17 protein-coding genes are annotated in these 21,123 nt (G+C 61.0%); 7 read left to right on the top strand and 10 right to left on the bottom strand.

What is annotated here, in order from left to right; genetic code table 11:
* Positions 1-7 precede the first annotated feature (7 nt).
* From rpsO to zntB, 7 genes are all read left to right on the top strand, one after another.
* The gene (gene rpsO, locus LVE68_RS06015) at positions 8-277 is read left to right on the top strand and encodes a 30S ribosomal protein S15 (RefSeq protein WP_233006121.1); all 270 of its coding nucleotides are present in this window, start codon (positions 8-10) and stop codon (positions 275-277) included.
* 262 nt (positions 278-539) lie between these two features.
* Positions 540-2,657 carry a polyribonucleotide nucleotidyltransferase gene (gene pnp, locus LVE68_RS06010; protein ID WP_233006120.1) on the top strand — a complete coding sequence of 706 codons (2,118 nt, stop codon included), beginning with the start codon at positions 540-542 and terminating at the stop codon, positions 2,655-2,657.
* Between the two features lie 999 nt (positions 2,658-3,656).
* Positions 3,657-6,635, top strand: a complete 2,979-nt coding sequence (locus tag LVE68_RS06005) for a TonB-dependent receptor (RefSeq protein ID WP_233006118.1) — start codon at positions 3,657-3,659, stop codon at positions 6,633-6,635.
* A 138-nt stretch (positions 6,636-6,773) separates the two neighbouring features.
* On the top strand, positions 6,774-7,412 hold the full coding sequence (locus LVE68_RS06000) for a hypothetical protein (protein WP_233006117.1): 639 nt from the start codon (positions 6,774-6,776) through the stop codon (positions 7,410-7,412).
* Positions 7,402-7,812: a GFA family protein gene (locus tag LVE68_RS05995; protein WP_233006116.1), complete on the top strand. Its 411-nt coding sequence runs from the start codon at positions 7,402-7,404 to the stop codon at positions 7,810-7,812. The genes LVE68_RS06000 and LVE68_RS05995 overlap by 11 nt, the downstream gene beginning before the upstream one ends.
* A 70-nt stretch (positions 7,813-7,882) precedes the next feature.
* Positions 7,883-8,752: a D-hexose-6-phosphate mutarotase gene (locus tag LVE68_RS05990; protein ID WP_233006114.1), complete on the top strand. Its 870-nt coding sequence runs from the start codon at positions 7,883-7,885 to the stop codon at positions 8,750-8,752.
* A complete protein-coding gene (gene zntB / locus LVE68_RS05985) occupies positions 8,753-9,754 on the top strand; it encodes a zinc transporter ZntB (protein WP_233006113.1) in 1,002 nt (333 codons plus the stop codon).
* A gap of 112 nt (positions 9,755-9,866) precedes the next feature.
* Here the strand turns inward: zntB and LVE68_RS05980 are convergent, their stop codons facing one another.
* The 10 genes from LVE68_RS05980 to dksA all read right to left on the bottom strand — a co-directional run bounded on the left by LVE68_RS05980 (position 9,867) and on the right by dksA (position 21,016).
* Positions 9,867-10,664, bottom strand: coding sequence for an acyl-CoA thioesterase (locus LVE68_RS05980; RefSeq protein WP_233006112.1), 798 nt, complete (start codon positions 10,662-10,664; stop codon positions 9,867-9,869).
* Between the two features lie 15 nt (positions 10,665-10,679).
* On the bottom strand, positions 10,680-11,495 hold the full coding sequence (gene panB / locus LVE68_RS05975) for a 3-methyl-2-oxobutanoate hydroxymethyltransferase (RefSeq protein WP_233006111.1): 816 nt from the start codon (positions 11,493-11,495) through the stop codon (positions 10,680-10,682).
* Positions 11,496-11,499: 4 nt separating this feature from the next.
* Positions 11,500-12,156, bottom strand: a complete 657-nt coding sequence (locus tag LVE68_RS05970; RefSeq protein WP_233006685.1) for a deoxynucleoside kinase — start codon at positions 12,154-12,156, stop codon at positions 11,500-11,502.
* A 98-nt stretch (positions 12,157-12,254) separates the two neighbouring features.
* Positions 12,255-12,731: a 2-amino-4-hydroxy-6-hydroxymethyldihydropteridine diphosphokinase gene (gene folK, locus LVE68_RS05965; RefSeq protein ID WP_233006110.1), complete on the bottom strand. Its 477-nt coding sequence runs from the start codon at positions 12,729-12,731 to the stop codon at positions 12,255-12,257.
* Positions 12,732-12,736: 5 nt separating this feature from the next.
* Positions 12,737-14,092 (bottom strand): polynucleotide adenylyltransferase PcnB, encoded by a 1,356-nt coding sequence (pcnB, locus tag LVE68_RS05960; protein WP_233006108.1) that lies wholly within the window; start codon positions 14,090-14,092, stop codon positions 12,737-12,739.
* 803 nt (positions 14,093-14,895) lie between these two features.
* Entirely contained in the window at positions 14,896-16,287 is a 1,392-nt protein-coding gene (locus tag LVE68_RS05955; RefSeq protein ID WP_233006107.1) for a sigma-54-dependent transcriptional regulator, read from the bottom strand.
* Between the two features lie 130 nt (positions 16,288-16,417).
* Positions 16,418-19,378, bottom strand: coding sequence for an ATP-binding protein (locus tag LVE68_RS05950; protein ID WP_233006106.1), 2,961 nt, complete (start codon positions 19,376-19,378; stop codon positions 16,418-16,420).
* Positions 19,368-19,544, bottom strand: coding sequence for a hypothetical protein (locus tag LVE68_RS05945; protein ID WP_233006105.1), 177 nt, complete (start codon positions 19,542-19,544; stop codon positions 19,368-19,370). Before LVE68_RS05945 ends, LVE68_RS05950 begins: the two co-directional genes overlap by 11 nt.
* A 47-nt stretch (positions 19,545-19,591) precedes the next feature.
* Positions 19,592-20,488, bottom strand: a complete 897-nt coding sequence (gene gluQRS / locus LVE68_RS05940; RefSeq protein WP_233006104.1) for a tRNA glutamyl-Q(34) synthetase GluQRS — start codon at positions 20,486-20,488, stop codon at positions 19,592-19,594.
* A 90-nt stretch (positions 20,489-20,578) separates the two neighbouring features.
* On the bottom strand, positions 20,579-21,016 hold the full coding sequence (gene dksA, locus LVE68_RS05935) for an RNA polymerase-binding protein DksA (RefSeq protein ID WP_233006102.1): 438 nt from the start codon (positions 21,014-21,016) through the stop codon (positions 20,579-20,581).
* Positions 21,017-21,123: the final 107 nt, after the last annotated feature.

Genomic DNA, 21,123 nt, shown 5'->3' with positions numbered 1-21,123 from the left:
TTTCGTTATGGCACTGTCAGCCGAAGAAAAAACCGCAATCCTGAAAGAGCACGGCCAATCCGAAGGCGATACCGGTTCCCCGGAAGTCCAGGTGGCCCTGCTGACCGCCAACATCAACAAGCTTCAGTCTCACTTTTCTGAGCACAAGCAGGATCACCACTCCCGTCGTGGCCTGATCCGCATGGTAAACCAGCGCCGCAAGCTGCTGGACTACCTGAAGAAGAAGGATCTGAACCGTTACGCACAGCTGATCGCCAAGCTCGGCCTGCGTCGCTAAGACCCTGGAATGCCCGCCCCCGGCGGGCTTTCTTTTTTCAGATACTTGTTGGAAAGTGGGATTCATGCCACTTTCCGGCAGTCGCGTCGGGAAACCAGGCCTGGAAGTATGGATGGTCGGGTCTCCCGGCGCTTTTACGACCGGCTCCCCGCCGGTCGCGGTACATCTTGTGCCGCACTGTCCGAGGCTCGTTGGCATTATTCGAGCCACATGTAGGGGTTACTGGAATGGGCCAGTAACCGACAGGAAATAGGAAAAAAACGTGAATCCAGTAAGCAAGACATTCCAGTACGGACAACACCAGGTCACCATCGAGACCGGCCGCGTTGCGCGCCAGGCTACCGGTGCGGCGCTGGTCACCATGGGCGAGACCGTGGTGCTGTGTACCGTGGTAGGCGCCAAGGAAGCCAAGCCGGACCAGGCTTTCTTCCCGCTGTCCGTGCACTACCAGGAAAAGGCCTATGCGGCCGGCAAGATTCCCGGTGGCTTCTTCAAGCGCGAAGGCCGCCCGTCCGAGAAAGAGACCCTCACTTCCCGCCTGATCGACCGCCCGATCCGCCCGCTGTTCCCGAACGGCTTCATGAATGAAGTCCAGGTGATGATCACCGTACTGTCCGCCGAGAAGGATGTGGACCCGGATATCGCCGGCATGATCGGCACCTCCGCAGCCCTGTCCGTTTCCGGCATCCCCTTCGGTGGCCCGATTGGCGCTGCGCGCGTGGGTTACACCCAGGAAGACGGCTACCTGCTGAACCCGGGCTACAAGGCCCTGGCCACCTCCGAGCTGGACATGGTGGTTGCCGGCACCAAGGACGCCGTGCTGATGGTGGAGTCCGAGGCCAAAGAGCTGCCGGAAGACATCATGCTGGGCGCCGTGCTGTACGCCCACCAGGAGATGCAGTCCATCATCAAGGTCTGCGAGGAACTGAAGGCCGAAGCTGGCAAGCCCGAGTGGGACTGGCAGCCAGAAGCCGTCAACGAAGAGCTCAAGTCCACCCTGGAAAGCCAGTTCGGCGACAAGGTGGCGGAAGCTTACAAGATTACTGACAAGCAGGCCCGTACCACCCGCCTGGGTGAGCTGCGCAACGAAGCCGCTGAGGCCCTGGCTACCGAAGAGGTGGACGAGGGCACGGTGAAGAAGTACTTCGGCAAGCTCGAGAAGCAGATTGTCCGTGGCGCTGTTGTACGCGGTGAGCCCCGTATCGACGGTCGCGACACCAAGACTGTGCGCCCGATCAGCGTCGAAGTAGGCGTCCTGCCGAAAGGTCACGGTTCCGCGCTGTTCACCCGCGGTGAAACCCAGGCCCTGGTGGTTTCCACCCTGGGTGCGACCCGTGATGCGCAGATCATCGATGCGCTGGAAGGCGAGCGTAAAGACTACTTCATGCTGCACTACAACTTCCCGCCCTACTCAGTGGGTGAAGCGGGTCGTGTCGGCGCTACCGGCCGTCGCGAGATTGGCCATGGCCGCCTGGCGCGCCGCGGCATTGCTGCAGTACTGCCGAACCCGGAAGAGTTCCCCTACACCCTGCGTGTGGTTTCCGAGATTACTGAATCCAACGGTTCCAGCTCCATGGCCTCCGTGTGTGGCTCCAGCCTGGCACTGATGGACGCAGGTGTGCCGCTGAAGGCGCCGGTAGCCGGTATCGCGATGGGCCTGGTGAAGGAAGACGAGGGTTACGCAGTACTGACTGATATCCTCGGTGACGAGGACCACCTCGGCGACATGGACTTCAAGGTGGCCGGTACTGCTTCCGGCGTGACCGCCCTGCAGATGGACATCAAGATCGAGGGCATCACCGAAGAGATCATGGAAACCGCCCTGGAGCAGGCCCTGCACGCGCGCCTGCACATCCTCGCGGAAATGAACAAGGTGATCGGCGAATCCCGTGCCACCGTGAACGAGAACGCACCGCGCTACGCGACCCTGAAGATCCATCCGGACAAGATCCGCGACGTGATCGGCAAGGGCGGCGCCACCATCCGTTCTATTACCGAGGAAACCGGTGCCTCCATCGATATCGAGGACGACGGTTCCGTGAAGGTGTTCGGTGAGGATGGCGAGAGCCTGGAAGCGGCAGTTACTCGCATCGAGGAAATCACCGCGGAAGCCGAGATCGGCGCTATCTACGAGGGTACCGTGGTGCGTATCGTGGACTTTGGCGCTTTCGTCAACTTCCTGCCGGGCAAGGACGGTCTGGTGCACATCTCCCAGATCGCCGAAGAGCGCGTCAATGCGGTCACGGACTACCTGAGCGAAGGCCAGAAGGTATTCGTCAAGGTGCTGGACGTGGACCAGCGTGGCCGCATCAAGCTGTCCATCAAGGAAGCGAACGCGGACCGTGCCGAAGCGGAAGGTTCTGCCTCCGAAGAGGGCTGATGTGTAGCCCTGTAAGTTGAGTGGTGCGGCCCCGGCCGCCCACCTTCGAACGAAAACCCCGGCCTTGGCCGGGGTTTTTTTTGCCCTGAAAGCTGGGGTATTCGCGAGAATGGCGGATATAAGATCCGCCCCTACAGGTCCCTGACCCCGCGCCCCGGTGTAGGGGCGATCCTTGTGATCTCCCGGTCCGTCGGTTCTCCGTGCCCGGGAAGGGCGGATACAAGATCCGCCCCTACAGGTTCCTTGCCCCGCGCCCCGGTGTAGGGGCGATCCTTGTGATCGTCCGGTCCGTCGGTTCTCCGTGCCCGGGAAGAGCGGATACAAGATCCGCCCCCACAGGTCCCTTACCCCGTGCCCTGGTGTAGGGCCGATCCTTGTGATCGCCCGGGCTGCCGGTTCCCTGTGCGTGGGATTGGGCGGATACAAGATCCGCCCCTACTGGTTCCTATATCCCGTGCCCTGATGTAGGGGCGATCCTTGTGATCGCCCGGGGCGCTGTCCTGTCGGTGGTTGCGGGACACGCCGGATCCTTCCTGTCCCGTATCTACAAAGTCTCCCTCACCAATTCTTGTACGATCGTACACACCAAAAATGAAAGTTCTTACCTGGCCCTGCGGGGAGGCCGGCTGGCAACTGCGAAATTTCCTGGGTACTTCAAGTTAAAGGTTCCCCCTTCGGCAGGAATAAACCCGGAATAATTGACTGTCTTACCTGCCATTAAGATACTTCAAGAATATTTTTTTGAATTTTTTATCATTTTTCTGTCGCGATTCATTAAAAAAATCCGCAGAATGCACTTAGGAATAAGATATTCCTCGACTTTAATTGGGCGTACATAAAGTATTTAGTCGTTCCCGATCTGCGAGTGGGGTTGTGATACGCAGGCGGGATGATCGCGCTGACTGTAATCCGGGGAGGCACCCGGGGAAGGCGGCGCGGATTATCAGGGCGGAAGACCGTTCCAGGAAATAAAGATAAAACAGTCTGGGAGACTCACTCATGTTCCACAAGAAAAAACTCAGTAGCACACTGGAATCGCTGAAAGGCGCTTCCAACTTCGCGCGTGCCGCCGCTGTCACTGCGGGGGTTATGTTCTCAGCAACTGCGATGGCACAGCAGGTTGGCAGTATTGAGGGCCAGGTATTCCTCGATGAAGGTATTGAGGCCCAAGGGGTTACCGTCAAGGCCACTAGTAGCGTAATGCCGCGCGGCCGGACTGCAACCACTGACGAGGATGGTGAGTTTCGGCTACCCATGCTGATTCCCGGTATCTACCAGCTGACCTTCACTTCTGCAGACGGGACAACGCGCACTGTGCAAGCAGAGGTGTTGCTTGACCAGATGACGATGGTGGACATGAGCCTGACGCCCCAGGTAGAAGGGGACCTTGAACAGGTGGTGGTCACCGGTGAGGCAATTACTGTCGGTGGCAACTCCTCGCTGTCTGATGCCATTGGGGCGGATGTGATCAAGGGGTTGCCCGTCGGCCAGGACTTGAGAGACCTGATAAAGCTGGCCCCCGGTGTACAGTACACCCAGAACTCTGTTCGCGGTCCCAGCGCCGGCGGCAGTGGTCAGGACAATGTCTACAATTTTGATGGTGTGAACGTAACATTGCCGATGTTCGGCACCCTGTCGGCGGAGCCTTCCAGCCAGGATGTTGAGCAACTGTCTGTTGAGCGAGGCGGCGCGCGAGCGATAGGTTTCAACCGGTCTGGTGGTATTACCGTCAACACCAAAACCAAGTCCGGTACTAACGAGTACAAAGGTAGTGTGGAATACAAGTTCCAGACAGCCGATATGCGCGAAAAGACGGAAGAGGGCACCAAGGCCGAGACCGACTACAGCTGGATGACTGCAAATGTAGGTGGTCCCATTATCGAGGATCAGCTGTTTTTCTATGGTTCCTACTATGGCCCGCGCGAATCCCGGGACAATAAAGAAACAGCCTACGGACCGACCAAGGATTACTCCAGTGAGCGTGATGAGTATTACGGCAAGCTGACATGGGCACCGATTGAGGATGTGCTGCTCAACGCGGCATACCGTACTTCAGACCGGGTTAATGAAGGCGCTTCTATTTCCTTCGATGAGGCAGATTCGGTATCGGTAGGGGAGGAGTCCGGCCAGGACATTCTCTCTCTTGACGGCTCATGGATTATCAACGACGCGACCACGCTCAGCTTCCAGTACAGCGACTACGCGCTTGAAACTGCGGGTGTGCCGGATACCCGACTGGGTGTACAACCTGCGATTGGGCAGATGCTCGATGCTGCCAGTCTGGATCAATTGGGCTATTTCAATGTGCCCGATTTTCGCGATAACGATGATGCCTGGAATGCTGCCGTAGCACCCTATATTAACCAATACGGTTATGACGAAAACGGTACTCGTGTCGGCGGTGGCGGTGTCGGTGCTTACTATCAGTCCAATGTGCAAAACTTCTATCGTGAAAGCTTTGAAATCGCACTGGACCATAGCCTTGAGATTGGCTCCACTTCTCACGAGATCCATGTTGGCTACCAGTGGTCGGAAGGTCACGAGGAGCTGGCTCGCCTGTCTAATGGCTGGGGTTCTATTAGTGTCATAGATGGAGCAGAGGATGTTAATGCCCCGGATAATGCGCGTTTCCGTGCTTATACCGAGCAGATGAGCTTCATCGGTGAGGATGGTGGAAGAGTGCCACCCATCGACTCCTTCACAGAGACCCAGAACTTCGAAGTTAACGACTCGATTGCCTGGGGGGATTTCACCTTCGATGTGGGCTTCCTGATCAGCCAGGACACCCTGTATGGCCAGGGGCTGCGTGAGGCCAACACCATTTCGGGCTACGAGGCCGCACCGGGCAACAAATACGAAATGTACAAGGTCGACTGGAAAGATATGATCCAGCCGCGCCTCGGGGTTACCTGGGCCTACAACGGTGTCGATACGGTTTTCGCCAGTTTCGCCCAGTACAACCCGGCAGCCTCCTCCCTTGCCCGTGCCGCGTCATGGGATCGTAACAGCCGCGCCACAGTGGAGGTTTACTGGGATGAAAACGGCAATTACATCAGCTCCACACCTCGAGAAGGTTCATCTGGCAAGTTGTTTGCAGATGACCTGGATCCCCGCAGGGTTGACGAACTGACACTCGGCACAACCAAAGAGTTCGACAATGGCATCAGCCTGCGTTCGCATCTACGTTACCGTGAAGGCTCGCATTTCTGGGAAGATACGTGGAATGGCTCGCGTACTTATGGTTGCTACGGTCCCGAAGACAACCAGACCTGTGTGCCGGATGACATCGCTGCAAAAGGCCTCTACATCCCCGATCTCGATGAGAAACTCGAGCAGATCGGTAGCGGCTCGAGTTACGTGATCGCCGAACTGGATGATGCTTATACGAAGTACCTGGAGTTCAGTCTCGAAGCCTCCTGGATGGGGGAGCGCACTTACCTGAACGCCTCCTACACCCGCAGCCGTTATCGTGGCAACTTCGACCAGGACAACACCACCTGGACCAACGATGCCAATACCTTTATTGGCTCTTCGTATCTCGCGGATGGTGCTGGTCGCCAGGTCTGGGATAACAAGGACGGTACACTTCGTGGTGACAAGCCAAACCTGCTGAAGTTCTTTGGCCAGTACACCCTGGATTGGAAGGCCAATGTCGGTGCCTATTTTGTGTACCAGTCTGGCGAACCCTGGGAAGCCTGGGATGGCAGCGTCTATGGTTATTCTAGCGCCACTAACCGCTATGCCGAACCGGCAGGTAGCCGCCGTACTGATAGCCACTGGCAAATGGACCTGAACTACACCCAGAATTTCAATGTGTATGCAGATTACACGCTGAAGTTCCGTGCAGACCTGTTCAACGTGTTTAATCGCCAGACTGGTTACAATATCGATCCCGAGGTAGGCTACTTCGCCTTTGGCGAACCGCGTAGCTACTATGATCCGCGTCGTCTGCAGCTCTCAATCGGCATGGACTTTTAAGCGACGTTCGTCCTGCTTCTCTTAGCGGGAATGTACCTCTCCAATGCCCCGGCCCGCCGGGGCATTTTTATTTGCCCCAGAGCAATCCCCGTCCCAGTCCGTTAGAATCCCAATAAACAATAACGGGAGAGCGACCCCTTGGTAAGTTTCTGGCTGCTGGAAGTCCTGCTGGCGCTGGCTGCACTGCTGGTTGCCAGCCAGTACTGGTATATCGCGCGGGATCGTTGCCTGTCGCCGTCCCTGCTGGTGGTGGCGGGAATGTCGCTGCTGGCGATGGCTGCGCTGGTTGGCGCCTATCGCTACACCATTGATCCCGGTGTCAACGGACTGCACCGGATCCTGTCCGGTCTCTCCGGGCAGCTGACCTTCCTGCTTTCCGGACTGGCACTCATATGGGTCGCCCTGAAGCCCGATCTCGGCTATCGCAGCCGGCCTCCGGCCTACGTGGTGCTGACCGTGGCGACAGCGGTCGCGGTGTTACTGATGACCGACGCCGGCCCGGCAGGTCGGCTTCTCAGTATGCTGGGGCTGGGGGCCTGGTTTGCCACAGCAATAATCGGTCGCCTGCGAGGGGGGCTGTCGACACTACCCGCGTGCCTGTTGGCCTGTGGCCCGGTGCTGGTTGTGGTCGCCAGTCTGTTGGTGGGCACCAGCCATGTGGAGCTGCTGGGCATGCCACGGCTCAACTGGTTCCACCTGCTGCTGGCGCTGGCGGTACTGACGCTGCTCTGCGCACGGCCGCTATTCGAGCAAAGGAGGGGTGAGAATGGATGGTAACTCCCACTGGGAACTGCAGGGTGGCTGCCACTGTGGCGCTGTTCGTTTTGAAGCGCGTATACCCCGCCGGCCGGGGGAGGCGCTGGTCGCCCATGCCTGTAACTGCTCCATGTGTGAAATGGTGGGTTTCCAGCACCTGATCGTGCCCGCTTCGGCGTTCGACCTGCAGCAGGGAGAGGGCGACCTCACCTGTTACACATTTAATTCCGGTGTGGCCAAGCACTATTTCTGCCGTCACTGTGGGGTGAAGTCTTTCTACATCCCGCGCTCCAACCCCGACGGTTACAGCATCAACCTGCGCTGCCTGGATCAACTGCCCGAAGGGGTAAAGGTGGAGCCGTTTGATGGCCGGAACTGGGAGCGCAATGCCGGCGCGCTGGCTCATCTCAGCAAGGGCTGAAGTTGCATATCGATAAGACAAGCGGGACGGTTATCGAGTCCCGGAAGGATTGAGAGGAGATAAACCCGCTGTGAGTGAGCAGGTACAAACCGGAAACGTCACATATACCGACAGTGGCGCCCTCTATGGCAAGCCCGGGCTGGAGTTGGTGGTGGTGGAGACCAACCTCTGCCGGGCGGTAGTTGCCCTGCAGGGGGCGCAGTTACTCGAATTCCAGGCAAAGGGTCACGAGCCCCTGTTGTGGCTGAGTCCCGCGGCGGTATTTGAGCCGGGCAAGGCAGTGCGGGGCGGTATTCCCCTGTGCCTGCCATGGTTTGGCGTTCACCCGGATCCCGCCAGGCCCAAGCACGGACTGGCACGTACCAGGTCGTGGGAGCTGGATGCTGTCAGGGAGCTGCCGGGCGGTATCCGCGAGTTAGTGTTTACCTACTGTCACCCCGGTGATGAGGATTTCACGCCTTTTAATTGCCGTGTCACCCTGCAGCTTGGCAAAAAACTGCGATTGGCGCTGGACCTGGAAAATTCCGCCGATGAGCCAGCCAGGTTCAGCTGGGCCTGGCATACCTATTTCCCGGTGGATAACGTGCACGATATCCGGGTGCACGGCCTGGAGGATACCGGCTACCTGGACAATACCCGCGGGCTGCAACCGGCCCGGCAGGAAGGCGCGGTCCGCTTTCCCGGCGAAGTGGACCGGGTCTACGAACACGCAGGCGATACCCAGCGGATTGAGACACGTGCACCGATTCAGGCGCACAGTGGTGATTGTTGTTCCGTGATTACCTGGAACCCGGGCGCCGAGCTGGCAGCCACGCTTGCAGATGTGGGCGAGCACTATGCCGGGTTCGTATGCGTAGAGCACGGCAATGCCTTTGCCGACAGTTGGCAACTGGGTCCGGGTGAGCGCCGCACCGCCTGGCTGGAACTGGAGCGCGAGTAAATGGTTACTGCGGCTGCAGGGAGCGGGCAACGGGAGCAGGCAGGCCTGCTGCATGCCCTGTTACTGGACGGGCGTGGCGGGGGCCGGGCGCTGTCCTGGCCTGATGTCGAGCAATGGACTCCGGAGCAGGGCTGCCTTTGGCTGCACCTGGATTACACCGACGATGGCGTTGCCTCATGGCTGCGGGGCCGGGACGACGTGCCCTCACTGGTGGCCGAGGCCCTGCTGACGGAGGAGACCCGGCCACGCACCACGTCGATCGATGACGGTCTGCTGGTTGCGTTGCGCGGGGTGAACCTCAACCCTGAATCGCAGCCGGAGGACATGGTCTCGATCCGGCTGTGGGTGGAAGAGCACCGGGTGATCAGCACCCGCAAGCGGCGCCTGCTGTCGGTAACCGAATTGCAGGAGCATATCCACAATGGGCGGGGGCCACGGGACAGTGCCAGCCTGTTGGTGGAGCTGGCGGACCTGCTGGTGTGGCGTATGGGCGCGACGGTGGAGTCTTTCGAGGATACCATCGACAGCCTCGAAGACCGGGTGCTCGATGGCAGCAGTGCGGCCCTGCGGGTGGACCTGGCCCGGCTGCGCAAGCAGACCATCACCCTGCGTCGTTATCTTGCGCCGCAGCGGGAAGCGCTCGCCAGGCTGGTCCAGGAGAAAGCCCCCTGGATGCAGGAAGGCAGTCGCCTGCAGCTGCGAGAGGTGAGTGACCGCCTGCTCCGTCATATCGAGGATATCGATGCCGTGCGCGAGCGCGCCGCGGTTACCCAGGAAGAGCTGATGAGCCGCATCTCCGAACAGCTCAACAGCCGCATGTATGTACTTTCCGTCGTCGCCGCCATCTTCCTGCCCCTGGGGTTCCTGACCGGTCTGCTGGGGGTGAATGTGGGAGGTATCCCCGGGGCGGAAAACCCGGGGGCCTTTTACCTGTTCAGCGGTTTGCTGGTTGTGGCGGTCATCGTCCAGCTTGTTATTTTTCGCTGGAAAAATTGGTTGTAGCTTCGGCCATGGGCCCTGGCGAAGGCCCTTCAGGAATGCGCTTATTGCACCCTGCCGGCCTTATCAGGAGGTCAGGGCGCGTTGAGCGAAAGCGTAATGCGTGGCTCGGTGGTTAACCAAACACGGTCACGGTCTGGCGGCTGAAAGCGACCGGTTTGCCCGCGGGGCTCCACAGGCGCGCCTGGGCGACAGCGTAACCGTCAGCGGCCTGCTCCACGTCGGCCAGGTACTGCCACCAGTCACCACAGGTGGCTTCCGGCAATGGTTCCATAAACTCCAGAGTCCAGGTCAGTGAGCTGGCGGGGGCCGGTTGCTTGAGCATCGGCAGGACTGCCGGCGGCCAGGCGTCGATCAGGGCAAGCAGGTGACCTATCTCTACCCGCCTGGTGGCGGCTTCTTCGCCGCGGAAGCGAGCCCAGCCCCCGAACCGGTTGCTCGCACTGCCGCTGAAGGGCATGTCGCCGGCGGAAATCCGGTAGTCAAATTTCTGCGTGAATTCCGGCACCAGGCCCTCGATATAGGGCAGCGGCTGGAGCTCCTCGGGGGCGACAAAGTGCGGGGCGGTGTCCGCGGGCACATGAATACTGGAATCGCGGCTGCTGCCGAAACTGGCAAAAGCCGCCAGTACCACCTGGCCGTCCTGTTCCATCCGCGCTTCCACCTGGCTCACCGAGCGCCCGGCGCGCAGTACGCTGCCCTGCAGTGAGACCGGGCCCGCGGCGACGGGGGCGACGAAGGAAAAGGTGATCGAGCGCAGGGTACTGTCCGGATCGACCTGTGCGGTCAGCTGCTCGTACAGCATGGCTGCCACCAGCCCGCCAAAGGTGGCGCGCCCCTGGGCCCAGCCCTCCGGGATTTCCACTGTGGCGCCGGCTGCGCGGCTGCGGGACATCAATACATCGAATTCCATCGGGTTTACATCCGCTTAACCAAAGGTGTGGCTGTCATCGGGAAAGGTGCCGGCCTTCACGTCCTCGGCGTACTTGTGCAGCGCGCCGGGAATATCCCCGGCTTCTACCAGGAAATTCTTTGAGAACTTCGGCGGCTTTTCCGTAAGGCCAAGGATATCGTTGATTACCAGCACCTGCGCATCGGTATCGCGGCCCGCGCCAATGCCGATGGTGGGCATGGAGACGGCTTCGGTAATGCGCCTGGCCAGCGTCGACGGCACGCACTCCAGTACCAGCAGGTCCGCGCCGGCCTCGTCCAGCAGCGCGGCATCACTGAGGATGGTACCGGCGGTGTCCTCGTCGCGGCCCTGTACCCGGAACCCTCCCAGCTTGTGTACCGACTGGGGTGTCAGGCCCAGGTGGGCGCAGACCGGGATGCCCCGATCCGTGAGCATACGGACGGTTTCCGCCAGCCAGGCGCCGCCCTCGATTTTCACCATATGTGCGCCGGCCTGCATGATGCGGGTGGCGTTGGCGAGGGCCTGCTCCGGGGTGGCGTAGGTCATGAAAGGCATGTCGCCCATGATCAGCGACTTTTTATTTCCCCGGGCCACCGCTTCCACGTGGTAGATCATATGGTCCATGGTGACCGGGATGGTGCTGTCGTAGCCCAGCACGGTCATTCCCAGGGAGTCGCCTACCAGTAGCACCTCCACCCCGGTCTTCTGGGCCATGGCTGCCATGGGGGCGTCGTATAGGGCCACCGTAATAAATTTCTCACCGTCGGCCTTCATTCGTTGGAGTGTTTGCACGGTAACTGGCTTGGTCAGCGCTGAGGGTCCGTAAGGCATGAGATCAGTTCCCCGGGTTGTAGTAGTGGCGGCCACTGGTGATGTTCAGCATGTATTCCACCAGCTGGCAGTAGTCATCCTGGCGGCTGACGATATCGATATCTTCACTGTTGACGATCAGCAGCGGGGCCTCGTCGTAGTAGTGGAAAAACTGGGTATAGGCCTCGTTGAGGGTGGCGAGGTATTCATTGCTGATAGAGCGCTCGGCGGCAATGCCGCGGGTGCGGATGCGTTCCTGCAGCACATTTAGCGGAGCCTGCAGGTAGATCACCAGGTCTGGCTTGGGGGCCTGCAGGGTCAGGTGCCGGTATACCTGCTGGTAGATCTCCAGCTCGTCGGCATCCAGTGTGACCTCGGCAAACAGCTGGTCTTTCTCGATCAGGAAATCGGAAACGCGCACCGGATTGAATATATCGTCCTGGCGCAGCGACTGGATCTGCTGCGAGCGCTGCAGCAGGAAGTGCAGCTGGGTCGGTAAAGCGGCACTTTTGGGATCCCGGTAGAAGCGTTCAAGGAACGGGTTTTCCTCCGGAAGTTCCAGCAGCGTATCGTAATTGAAAGTGGCGGCAAGCTTCTTCGCCAGGGTGGTTTTGCCCACGCCGATATTACCCTCCACCGCGATAAAGCGGGGCGGGGCGGCGGCGGAGATATCGGGTTCCATCGACGGCGGGATCTCGGTTTCAGTAGACACCGGCCTCTACTCCTTTTTCTGTTGTTCCATCCTCGCCCGCGCAACCGGATCCGGTCCGGGCGACTGCGTCAGAGCTTCTCCAGGCGATTCGACGGGCACTGCCGCAGCAGGGCCGCCAGGGACTCACCCGTAGGTAAAACCAGTGCAGGTGCCAGTTCTGCCAGTGGTAATAGCACGAAATTGCGTTCACCCATGCGTGGATGCGGGACCTGCAGTCGGGGCGTATCCAGCGTGTCCTGGCCGAACAGCAGGATATCCAGGTCAAGCGTGCGCGCCCCCCAGCGAACATCGCGTTCCCGCCCCTGGTCGGACTCGATCTGCTGCAGCCGGTCGAGTAATTCGTGCGGGGCCAGCGCTGTTTCCAGCTCCGCGACCGCATTGATGTAGTCGGGCTGGTCCCCCGGGCCGACCGGTGCGCTGCGATAAAAGCTGGAGCAGCGCAGCAGGCGGATGCCGGGAGTGCTGCCCATTGCGGCAAGCGCATCCTGCAGCTGTCGCTGCGGCTGCGAGAGGTTACTGCCCAGGCCGACGTAACATCGCTGCATGGTATTCAGTCCTGGCGTGGCGCGGAAGAGCGGGGCTTCCGGCGACGACCGCCGCGACTCCTGCGCCGGCCGTCACCGGAACGCGGCAATTTGCTGACCATTTGCTCGCGGCTATCCGCATCGGCCTGCTGGAAATCGGTCCACCACTGGCCAAGTCCCGGTGCTATCTCACCGCACTCCTCGCGCAACAGCAGGAAATCGTAGGCGGCGCGGAAACGCGGGTGCTCGCTGAGTCGCTGTGCCCGCGAGCCGTTGCGGCGGGGCAGGCGCGATTGCATCTCCCAGATCTCGCGCATGGGTAGGGAGAAGCGCTTGGGAATGGCCGTGTGCGCCAGCTGGGCGCCAATCACCTTTTGCGCCGCACCCGCCAGGGCCGGTACCGGCGGAGTTCCCTTGCCTGTCAGTCGCTGCTGCTCGCGGTTGACCGCAGGCCAGAGCAGGGCGGCATAGAGGAAAGCGGGGGTGACGCGCTTGTCGGCGCGGATTCGGTCGTCGGTGTTGCGCAAGGCAATCCGGGTCAGTTCCAGGGCTGTCGCGTCGCCGAGCAGGGCATCGTTTTCAGGGAACAGGTGTTGCCACAGGCCGTGCTCCCGCATCAGCTCAAAGGTACGCTCGCCGTGACCGCTCATCAGCAGCTTGAGTACTTCGTCGAACAGCCGTGCAGGCGCGATATTGCGCAGCAGGGGGGCCAGCTCCCGCAACGGGGCGGCCGTATCCGGTTCGATCTGGAAATCCAGCTTGGCGGCGAAGCGAACAGCTCGCAGCATCCGTACCGGATCTTCCTTATAGCGTGTCTCCGGGTCGCCGATCATCCGGATCAGGCGGTCCTCGATATCCTTCACACCACCGGTGTAGTCGTGGATTTCGAAACCATTGGTGGTGTAGTAGAGGGCGTTGACCGTAAAGTCACGCCTTACGGCATCACTCTTCAGGTCACCATAGACGTTGTCCCGCAGCAGCATGCCATGCTCGGACTGCTGTGCCTCGTGGTCCTCGCCCTCGCTGTGGTGCCCCCGGAAAGTGGTGACCTCGATAATTTCCCGTCCGATGCGGGCATGCAGGATGCGGAAGCGCCGGCCGACAATACGCGCGCCACGGAAGAGTTTCTTCGCCTCCTCCGGTGTCGCATCGGTGGCGACATCGAAGTCCTTGGGGTGACCGCCCAGCAGCAGGTCGCGTACGCCGCCCCCGACAATGTAGGCCTCGAAGCCCGCCTCCTGGAGGCGCTTCAGGACGGTCAGCGCCGCGCGGCTGATATCGCGCCGGGACAGGTTGTGGTCGCTGCGCGGGATAACACGCAGGGTGTTGTTACTGGCCGGCTTGCGCCAGCGCTTGATACTGCTGATCAGGGAATTGAGCATACGGCTGTCTGTCTTGACTGCTGCCAACGTGTGGCGATAGATCCCGTCTGGATTGACGCGCGAATTCTACCACAGCCATGGACGGCCCGGCGCTTGCTTGAACAGGGGGAAAGCTCAGGGGGGGATAGGATGGTGGCGGTGCTGGCAGCAACCGCCCCCTTACAGACTCTCCATTCCAAAGAGAAAGGAGTAAAGGGAGTTATTGTTATGGCTATGAAGGCAGCGGCATCCTTGCGCTATCAATTTGCTGTCTAGCAAACACCCTCTCCCAGGTACAATCAGTCAGTTTGTAACGCGCTTGTGGTTATTTTTGTTCTGCTTTCTTTATTTTTATTCTTTATTGTTATTGTTTGTTGTTATTGTTGTTCAGGTTTTGGTCACTGTTTGCTTTTATTGTCGACCGCCCCTTTATTCTTATTGTGTTGCGCCCACTTATTGTCAGTTGTTCTTAGGGCTTAAACAGTCATTTATTTTTATTCTTGGCTGTTCTTCATTGTTGTACTAGTAAGAAAGCATTTAGCGTGCCAACTTTTTAAAGTCCTTTAAAATCAATGACTTATGGTTTTTGGGGTAAAATTTTGTGCCACAAAGCCCGGGCCCGGCGTTACGTAAGTCGCCGCAGTTGTTACGGACGGTGAGACCGGGGTAACACTTTGAGTGCTCCAGGTGGGAACTTTCTGGCCGTACGGTAATCATCCGGCCAGCCGCACCATGGATGAAAAGTCAGGAAGGTCAGGTTTCTGGCGCGGCTGCGAGGAGAAAGGGCCGCAGGAGCAGCCCGGAAAGGGGGGATCGGGAGGTGGTCAGGAGGCCTCTGCGGCTGCGCGGCGGCTCTTCTTGCGCGGGATCCCCAGCTTCTGTCGGCGTTCCCACAGGCACTTGCGGCTGACGCCCAGCTTCTTGGCCAGTTCCGTCTCGCTCATGGTGTCCTGGTGCTCGAGCACGAAGCGGGCAAAGTAGTCTTCCAGGGACAGGTCCTCGCGGGGATCGGAGTGCAGGCTGCGGGGGCGGCGCTCCGGATCGGCCTCTTCCACCGGTACCAGGTCCAGGTCGATATCCAGCGTCTTGTGATCGATTTCGGTGCTGTTGTCCTCGGTCAGGATTACGGCACGCTGGATCGCATTCTCCAGTTCCCGCACGTTACCCGGCCAGGTGTAGGTCGTTACCGCCTGTACCGCTTCCGGGGAGAGCTTCAGGATTGCTCGCCCCACCTTGGTGCAAAACTTCTGTAGCAGGTGCTCTGCGATGGCCAGTACGTCCTTGCCGCGCTCCCGCAGGGGCGCCAGGCTCATCTGTACCACATTGATGCGGTAGTAGAGGTCCTCGCGAAACTTGCGTTCGGTGGCAAGCTGGCGCAGGTTGCGGTGGGTTGCTGCCACCAGGCGTACATCCACTTTACGTGACTCGATGGCACCAATTGGCCGTACCTCGCCCTCCTGTAACACACGCAGCAGCCGTGCCTGGGCTTCCAGCGGCAGCTCACCAATCTCGTCCAGGAACAGGGTGCCGCCGTCAGCGGCGGCCACCAGGCCCTCGCGTGCGGTCTGGGCGCCGGTAAATGCGCCTTTCTCGTGACCGAACAGTTCCGCTTCGATCAGCGTGTCGGGGATCGCGGCACAGTTGACCGAGATCAGGGGTTTGTCAGCCCGGCGGCTTTCCTCGTGGATGGCGCGGGCAACCAACTCCTTGCCGGTACCGGTCTCGCCGTGGACCAGCACCGTGGCGTCAGTGGGCGCTACCTTGTGGATGCGGGCATAGAGCTCGCGCATCACCGGGCTGTTGCCGATCATGCCGGCAATAGTGCGGCTGGGGGCCTGCTGGTTGTTACTGGCGGCACGGCTCTGCTCCGCCTTGCCGATGACCCGGCGCACGGTGGCGATCATCTCATCGTGATCGAAGGGCTTGGCGATATAGTCTGCGGCCCCCATACGCATGGAGTCTACGGCCGAGCGCAGGCTGGCATAGCTGGTCATGATCAGTACCGGAACGTCGCCCGCAAGCTTGAGCAGGTCAGTGCCGGGGGCGCCGGGCAGGCGCAGGTCGGAGATGATCAGGTCAACTTCGCCGAGATGGTACTTGCTGGTCGCCTCGCGCACGGAGCCCGCTTCGCTCACCCGGTATTTGTGCCGCTCCAGCAACTTGCGCAGTGCGGTACGGATGATGGCTTCGTCTTCGACGATCAGGATGTGGCTCATGTGTTACGCCTGGTTACAAAACACTCAGAGGGGGCCTAGTTTTACCCGCAAAGCGTTTCGTTGCAACTCAGTTGGGACTTTTGTCACCAACTTTGCACGAATTTTGCCCAGATCCGCACCCCAGCGACATTTATCTTGCCAGGGGTAACTGGACTATGAACTTTGCTCCGCGGCCGGATTCCTGGTCGGCAGGGCTGACCAGTTCCAGTTGCCCCTCATGCTCCTCCACGATGCTGTAGACCATTGCCAGGCCCAGCCCCGTTCCCTCGCCGGGCTCCTTGGTGGTGAAAAAAGGCTCCAGGATGCGCTCGCGGTGGCGTGGGGAAATGCCCGGCCCCTCGTCGGTGACCGAAACGCAGGCGTAACCACCCTCGATGTAGCCGTGGATGTGCACATTGCCGCCATCGGGGCTTGCGTCGCGGGCATTGCTGAGCAGGTTGATAAAGACCTGGATCAGGCGCTGGTTGTCGCCCGGTGCCACCAGGTCCTCCGGAACCGTGTTGGTGAAGGTCACCTGGGTCTTGTCGCGCTGCAGGGAAAGTAATTGCACCGCTTCCTGAACGGTGGCGTAGAGATCTACCGGGGCGCGCTCGCTCTCCTGCTTGCCGCTGTGGGAGAAGTTGACCAGGGATTGGACGATGCGGCTGATACGCTGGGTCTGGCTGAGGATCTGGTCGGCAGTATCCCGCACCTCGTTGCTGTCCGACTCAAACTGCAGGTTCTGGGCCAGGCAGGCGATCCCGGTGACCGGGTTGCCCACCTCATGGGCGACCCCAGCGGCCAGGCGGCCGACCGAAGCCAGTCGCTCGCTGTGGATCAGCTCCTGCTCCAGCACCTGGGTTTCAGTGATGTCCTCCACCAGCAGCATCTGGGCATCACTGGGCTCCCGGCGCCCGCGGGGGCTGGCACTGCTCCTGAGGCGGGTCTTGTGCAGGTTCAGCCAGTGGCTGTGGCCGTCGATGTCCACTTGTTGCTTGAAGCGGCTGCCCTCGTCCGATGCAGCGAAGTCGCGCAGCAGGCTGTGCCAGGGCTCGGGCAGGTAATCCAGCTTGGCGCCCAGGACATCGCCGGCGGCGATGCCGGTGACGTCCTGCATGGCATAGTTCCATAGCAGGACCTCGCCGTCACTTCCCAGTGAGCAGGCGGCCAGGGGCAGCTCCTCCAGCATCTGCCTGTGGTACAGGCGCAGGTTGTTGAGTTCCGCGGCCAGGCCGGTGAGCTGGTTCTTGTAGCGGCCCAGGCGCGACTCGATCAGGTGAATATCCCGGTTGGCGGGCTGGTCGCTGTTCTTGAACGGGATGTGGCGATCGATGATCTGGCCCGCGAGCACACGCCCCAGCAGGCCCGACAGGTTGGCCTCGACCTTGTTGCGGAGCTGGCGCAGGGCGTAGGGGCGGCGTTCGTCTGCCGGTAACCGCAACTGTCGCAGGGCTTTTTTGACCTCGTGATTGGCGGTGGCGGCGCCCAGGCTCTCCGCCAGCCGCAGGCGGAAATCGGCGGCGGACTGCACGTCCAGCTCCAGCCGCAGGGCCTGGCTCAGGGTGTCGTCGCTGCAGAGGTCGGCGGCATACTGCTCCATGTTACTGGTCGGGGTGAGTAGTGAGAGCCCCACGAACAGCAGCACATTCACTGCCAGCGACAGGGTGGTGACCTGGGTCCAGATGGCCATGCCCAGAGGCAGCTGCAGGTCGGTACCCGGCAGGGTGAAGCCGTCGATCGCGAAGATGGATGGCAGCAGGAGCCCGCCTCCCCAAACCAGCATGCCCGCCAGCAAACCCGCGATAAACCCGCGGCGATTGCCTCGCGGCCAGTGAATGACAGCGAAGATCCCGGGCAGGAATTGTAGTGAGGCGATAAACGCCATCAGGGCCAGGTCGGAAAGGGAGAGCCGGTTGTTCAGCAACAGGTAGAACGCAAAGCCGGCCAGGAACAGTGCGCCTACGATCGCCCGGCGCAGCCATACCAGCTGGCGGTACATATTGTCTTCGGAGTGCCAGCGGGTCCCGGGCAGGAGCCAGTGGTTCATCACCATGGTGGACAGGGCCAGGGTGATCATGATCAGGGCACCGGTGGCAGCCGAGAGTCCGCCCACGAACGCGGCCACCGTCAGCAACGCCGAACCGCTCGCTCGAGGCACGGCAAGGGCGAAGTACTGCACTGGCTCGGTCACATCCAGCGCGAAGCCGGCCCACATGATGGGGAAGATCGGCAGTGCCATCAGCAGCAGGAACAGCGGGAATGCCCAGCTGGCGATGCGCAGGGTTTTCTCTGCGGAGCGCTCGGCGATGCTCAGGTAAAAGATATGGGGCATGGCCACCGCGGTGGCGATAAATACCAGCAGCAGGGTGTGGGAGGAACCCTGCTCGATTGGGCTGTACAGGAGCTGCTGCATGTCGCTGTTGTCCGCCAGCCACTGGTCGAGCCCGCCCATACCGCCGAACACGCCGAATACCGCATACAGGCCCACTGCCAGCAGCGCCACCAGCTTGACGCTGGATTCCACCGCCATCGCCGCCACCAGGCCAGTGCGCCGTTCGCGGTTGGCGCCATACAGGGCGGTAAAGACCGCCAGCAGCACACAGTAGAAGAAGGCGATCAGGTTCTTGGCGCTGATACCGGCCCCCGGCAGTGCCAGCGCGGCGACGCTGTCGCTGGAGAGCAGGGCCAGGGTCTCGGCCACCGCCTGGATCTGCAGGGCAATCAGCGGCAGCAGGCCCAGCAACATAAACAGCGTGGCCAGGGTGCCGGCACCGCGGCTGTGGTAGCGGAATACCAGCAGGTCCGCGGGCGAGGTGAGCTGGTAGCGCTGCGCCAGTCTTGACAGGGGTTCCAGCGCCACGGGCGCAAACAGGAACATGGCGCCGGTACCCAGGTAGTAGGCAAGAACCCCATAGCCGTGCTGCCAGGCCAGGTCCACTACACCGTAGAAGGTCCAGGCGCTGAGTGATACACCCAGTGAAAGGACATAAACCAGTGGCCGGCGCACCCATCGGGTCGGCATCCAGCCCTTGGAGGTGGCGAAGGCGACAAAAAACAGCATGGCGATATACGCCACGCCGATCAGTGCGATATGGACAATATCAAATGTCATTGGAGCCGCGCCTGAGCTGGATGAAGAGTGCCAGCAGGATCAGCACAAACCAGAGGATAAACGGGCGATACCAGGCCCCGGACGGATTGATCATCCAGGTAAACACGGTGGGGGAGAAGACATAGCCCACCAGTACCAGCAGGATTAGCAGTGTGCGATTACTCATGGTTGCGCCCGGGCAGCGGGATTCCGGTGGAAATTGGCGGGAAAATGTTAATGGCCGGTGCCCGTCTGTGCAATCTGCGCCGGTTCCCGGTTGCGCCGGTCCACCTGGTGTCGCTGCCAGCGGGCAGTGGCCCAGTGCAGGATAGCCTCTGGTGTCTCAGCCTCCAGGCCCGGGGGGACATGGAAACCGAGAAACCCGAGCGCCTGCACCAGGTTGGCGGATGGCTGCCGGTCGTCCAGTGCCGGTGCCTGGTTCTGCTTGCTGAGTTTCTGTCCGCCGGGGTTCATCACCAGGGGCAGGTGCCCGAATTGCGGTACTGCCGCACCAAAAAGCCGGAACAGTCGTTGTTGCGCACCACTGGTCTCCAGCAGGTCTGCGCCGCGTACGATATGCGTGATGCCCTGGTCGATATCGTCCGCCACCACCGCCAGCTGGTAGGCATAGAGACCGTCGCGGCGGCGCAGGATGGTGTCTTCGGCGATCGCCTGGTGCTGCGCGCCGTGCCAGATGTCGTCGAAGTGTTCCTCTCCGCCCGCGCACTTCAGGCGCACCGCGCTGGGTCCCTGTTCCTCGCGGGTGGCGCGGCAGCCGTCGTTGTCGTGGCCGCCGCGGCGACGAATCTGGGCACGGGAGCAGTGGCAGGCATAAGTCAGTTCGCGCCCGGCCAGCTCTGCGAGCCGTTCGTCGTAGCGCTTATGGCGCTGGCTCTGCCGGCACAGGGGGCCGTGCCAGTGCAGGCCGTGGGCGTCGAGGGACTTCAGTATACGGTCGGCCGCGCCCGGTTCCTCGCGGGGCGGGTCCAGGTCCTCCATCCGCACCAGCCACTGGCCGCCATGGGCGATGGCATCCAGGTAGCTCCCCACGGCGGAAACCAGTGAGCCGAGATGCAACGGGCCTGTGGGCGAGGGCGCGAAACGACCGATATAGCGTGCCGAGGTCATCATGGGAAGGTGTGTGCAAAGCGGCGCTGGACACCGCTGCCCCGGGAGGGGAGCGGGGCGATCACCGGGATCGCCCGCAGGGGCTGGCAGAGCTCAGCCGGAGATCTGCCGTTCCTTGATTTCCGCCAGGGTCTTGCAGTCGACGCAGAGCGTGGCGGTGGGCCGGGCCTCCAGGCGACGGATGCCAATTTCCACGCCGCAGGCCTCGCAGAAGCCATAATCGTCCTGGTCGATCAGTTCGATGGTGGCGTCGATTTTCTTGATCAGCTTGCGCTCGCGGTCGCGGGTGCGCAGTTCCAGGCTGAACTCCTCTTCCTGGCTGGCCCGATCGGCCGGGTCCGGGAAGTTGGCTGCCTCGTCTTTCATGTGGGAAACGGTGCGGTCCACTTCCGCCATCAGCTCGGCTTTCCAGGCCAGCAGCAAGTTGCGGAAGTGCTCCTGCTGCTTCTCGTTCATGTACTCTTCGCCCTTCTTCTCCTTGTAGGGCTCAAAGCCGTGCAGAGATTCGGTGCTCGCAGCAGTTTTGGGCATAGTCGTTGCCTCTCTTTCTATACGGGCCCCCTGATATGAGGGCTGTACCACCAAATTCAATATGTCCGGTCCCGCGCCTGCAATTCGCGTGAGGCTGGACACTAGCC

Source organism: Microbulbifer sp. YPW16 (assembly GCF_021290385.1).
Classification (GTDB): domain Bacteria; phylum Pseudomonadota; class Gammaproteobacteria; order Pseudomonadales; family Cellvibrionaceae; genus Microbulbifer; species Microbulbifer zhoushanensis.
Note: the sequence above shows the minus strand (reverse complement) of the source record. Positions and strands in the feature narration are given on the sequence as shown.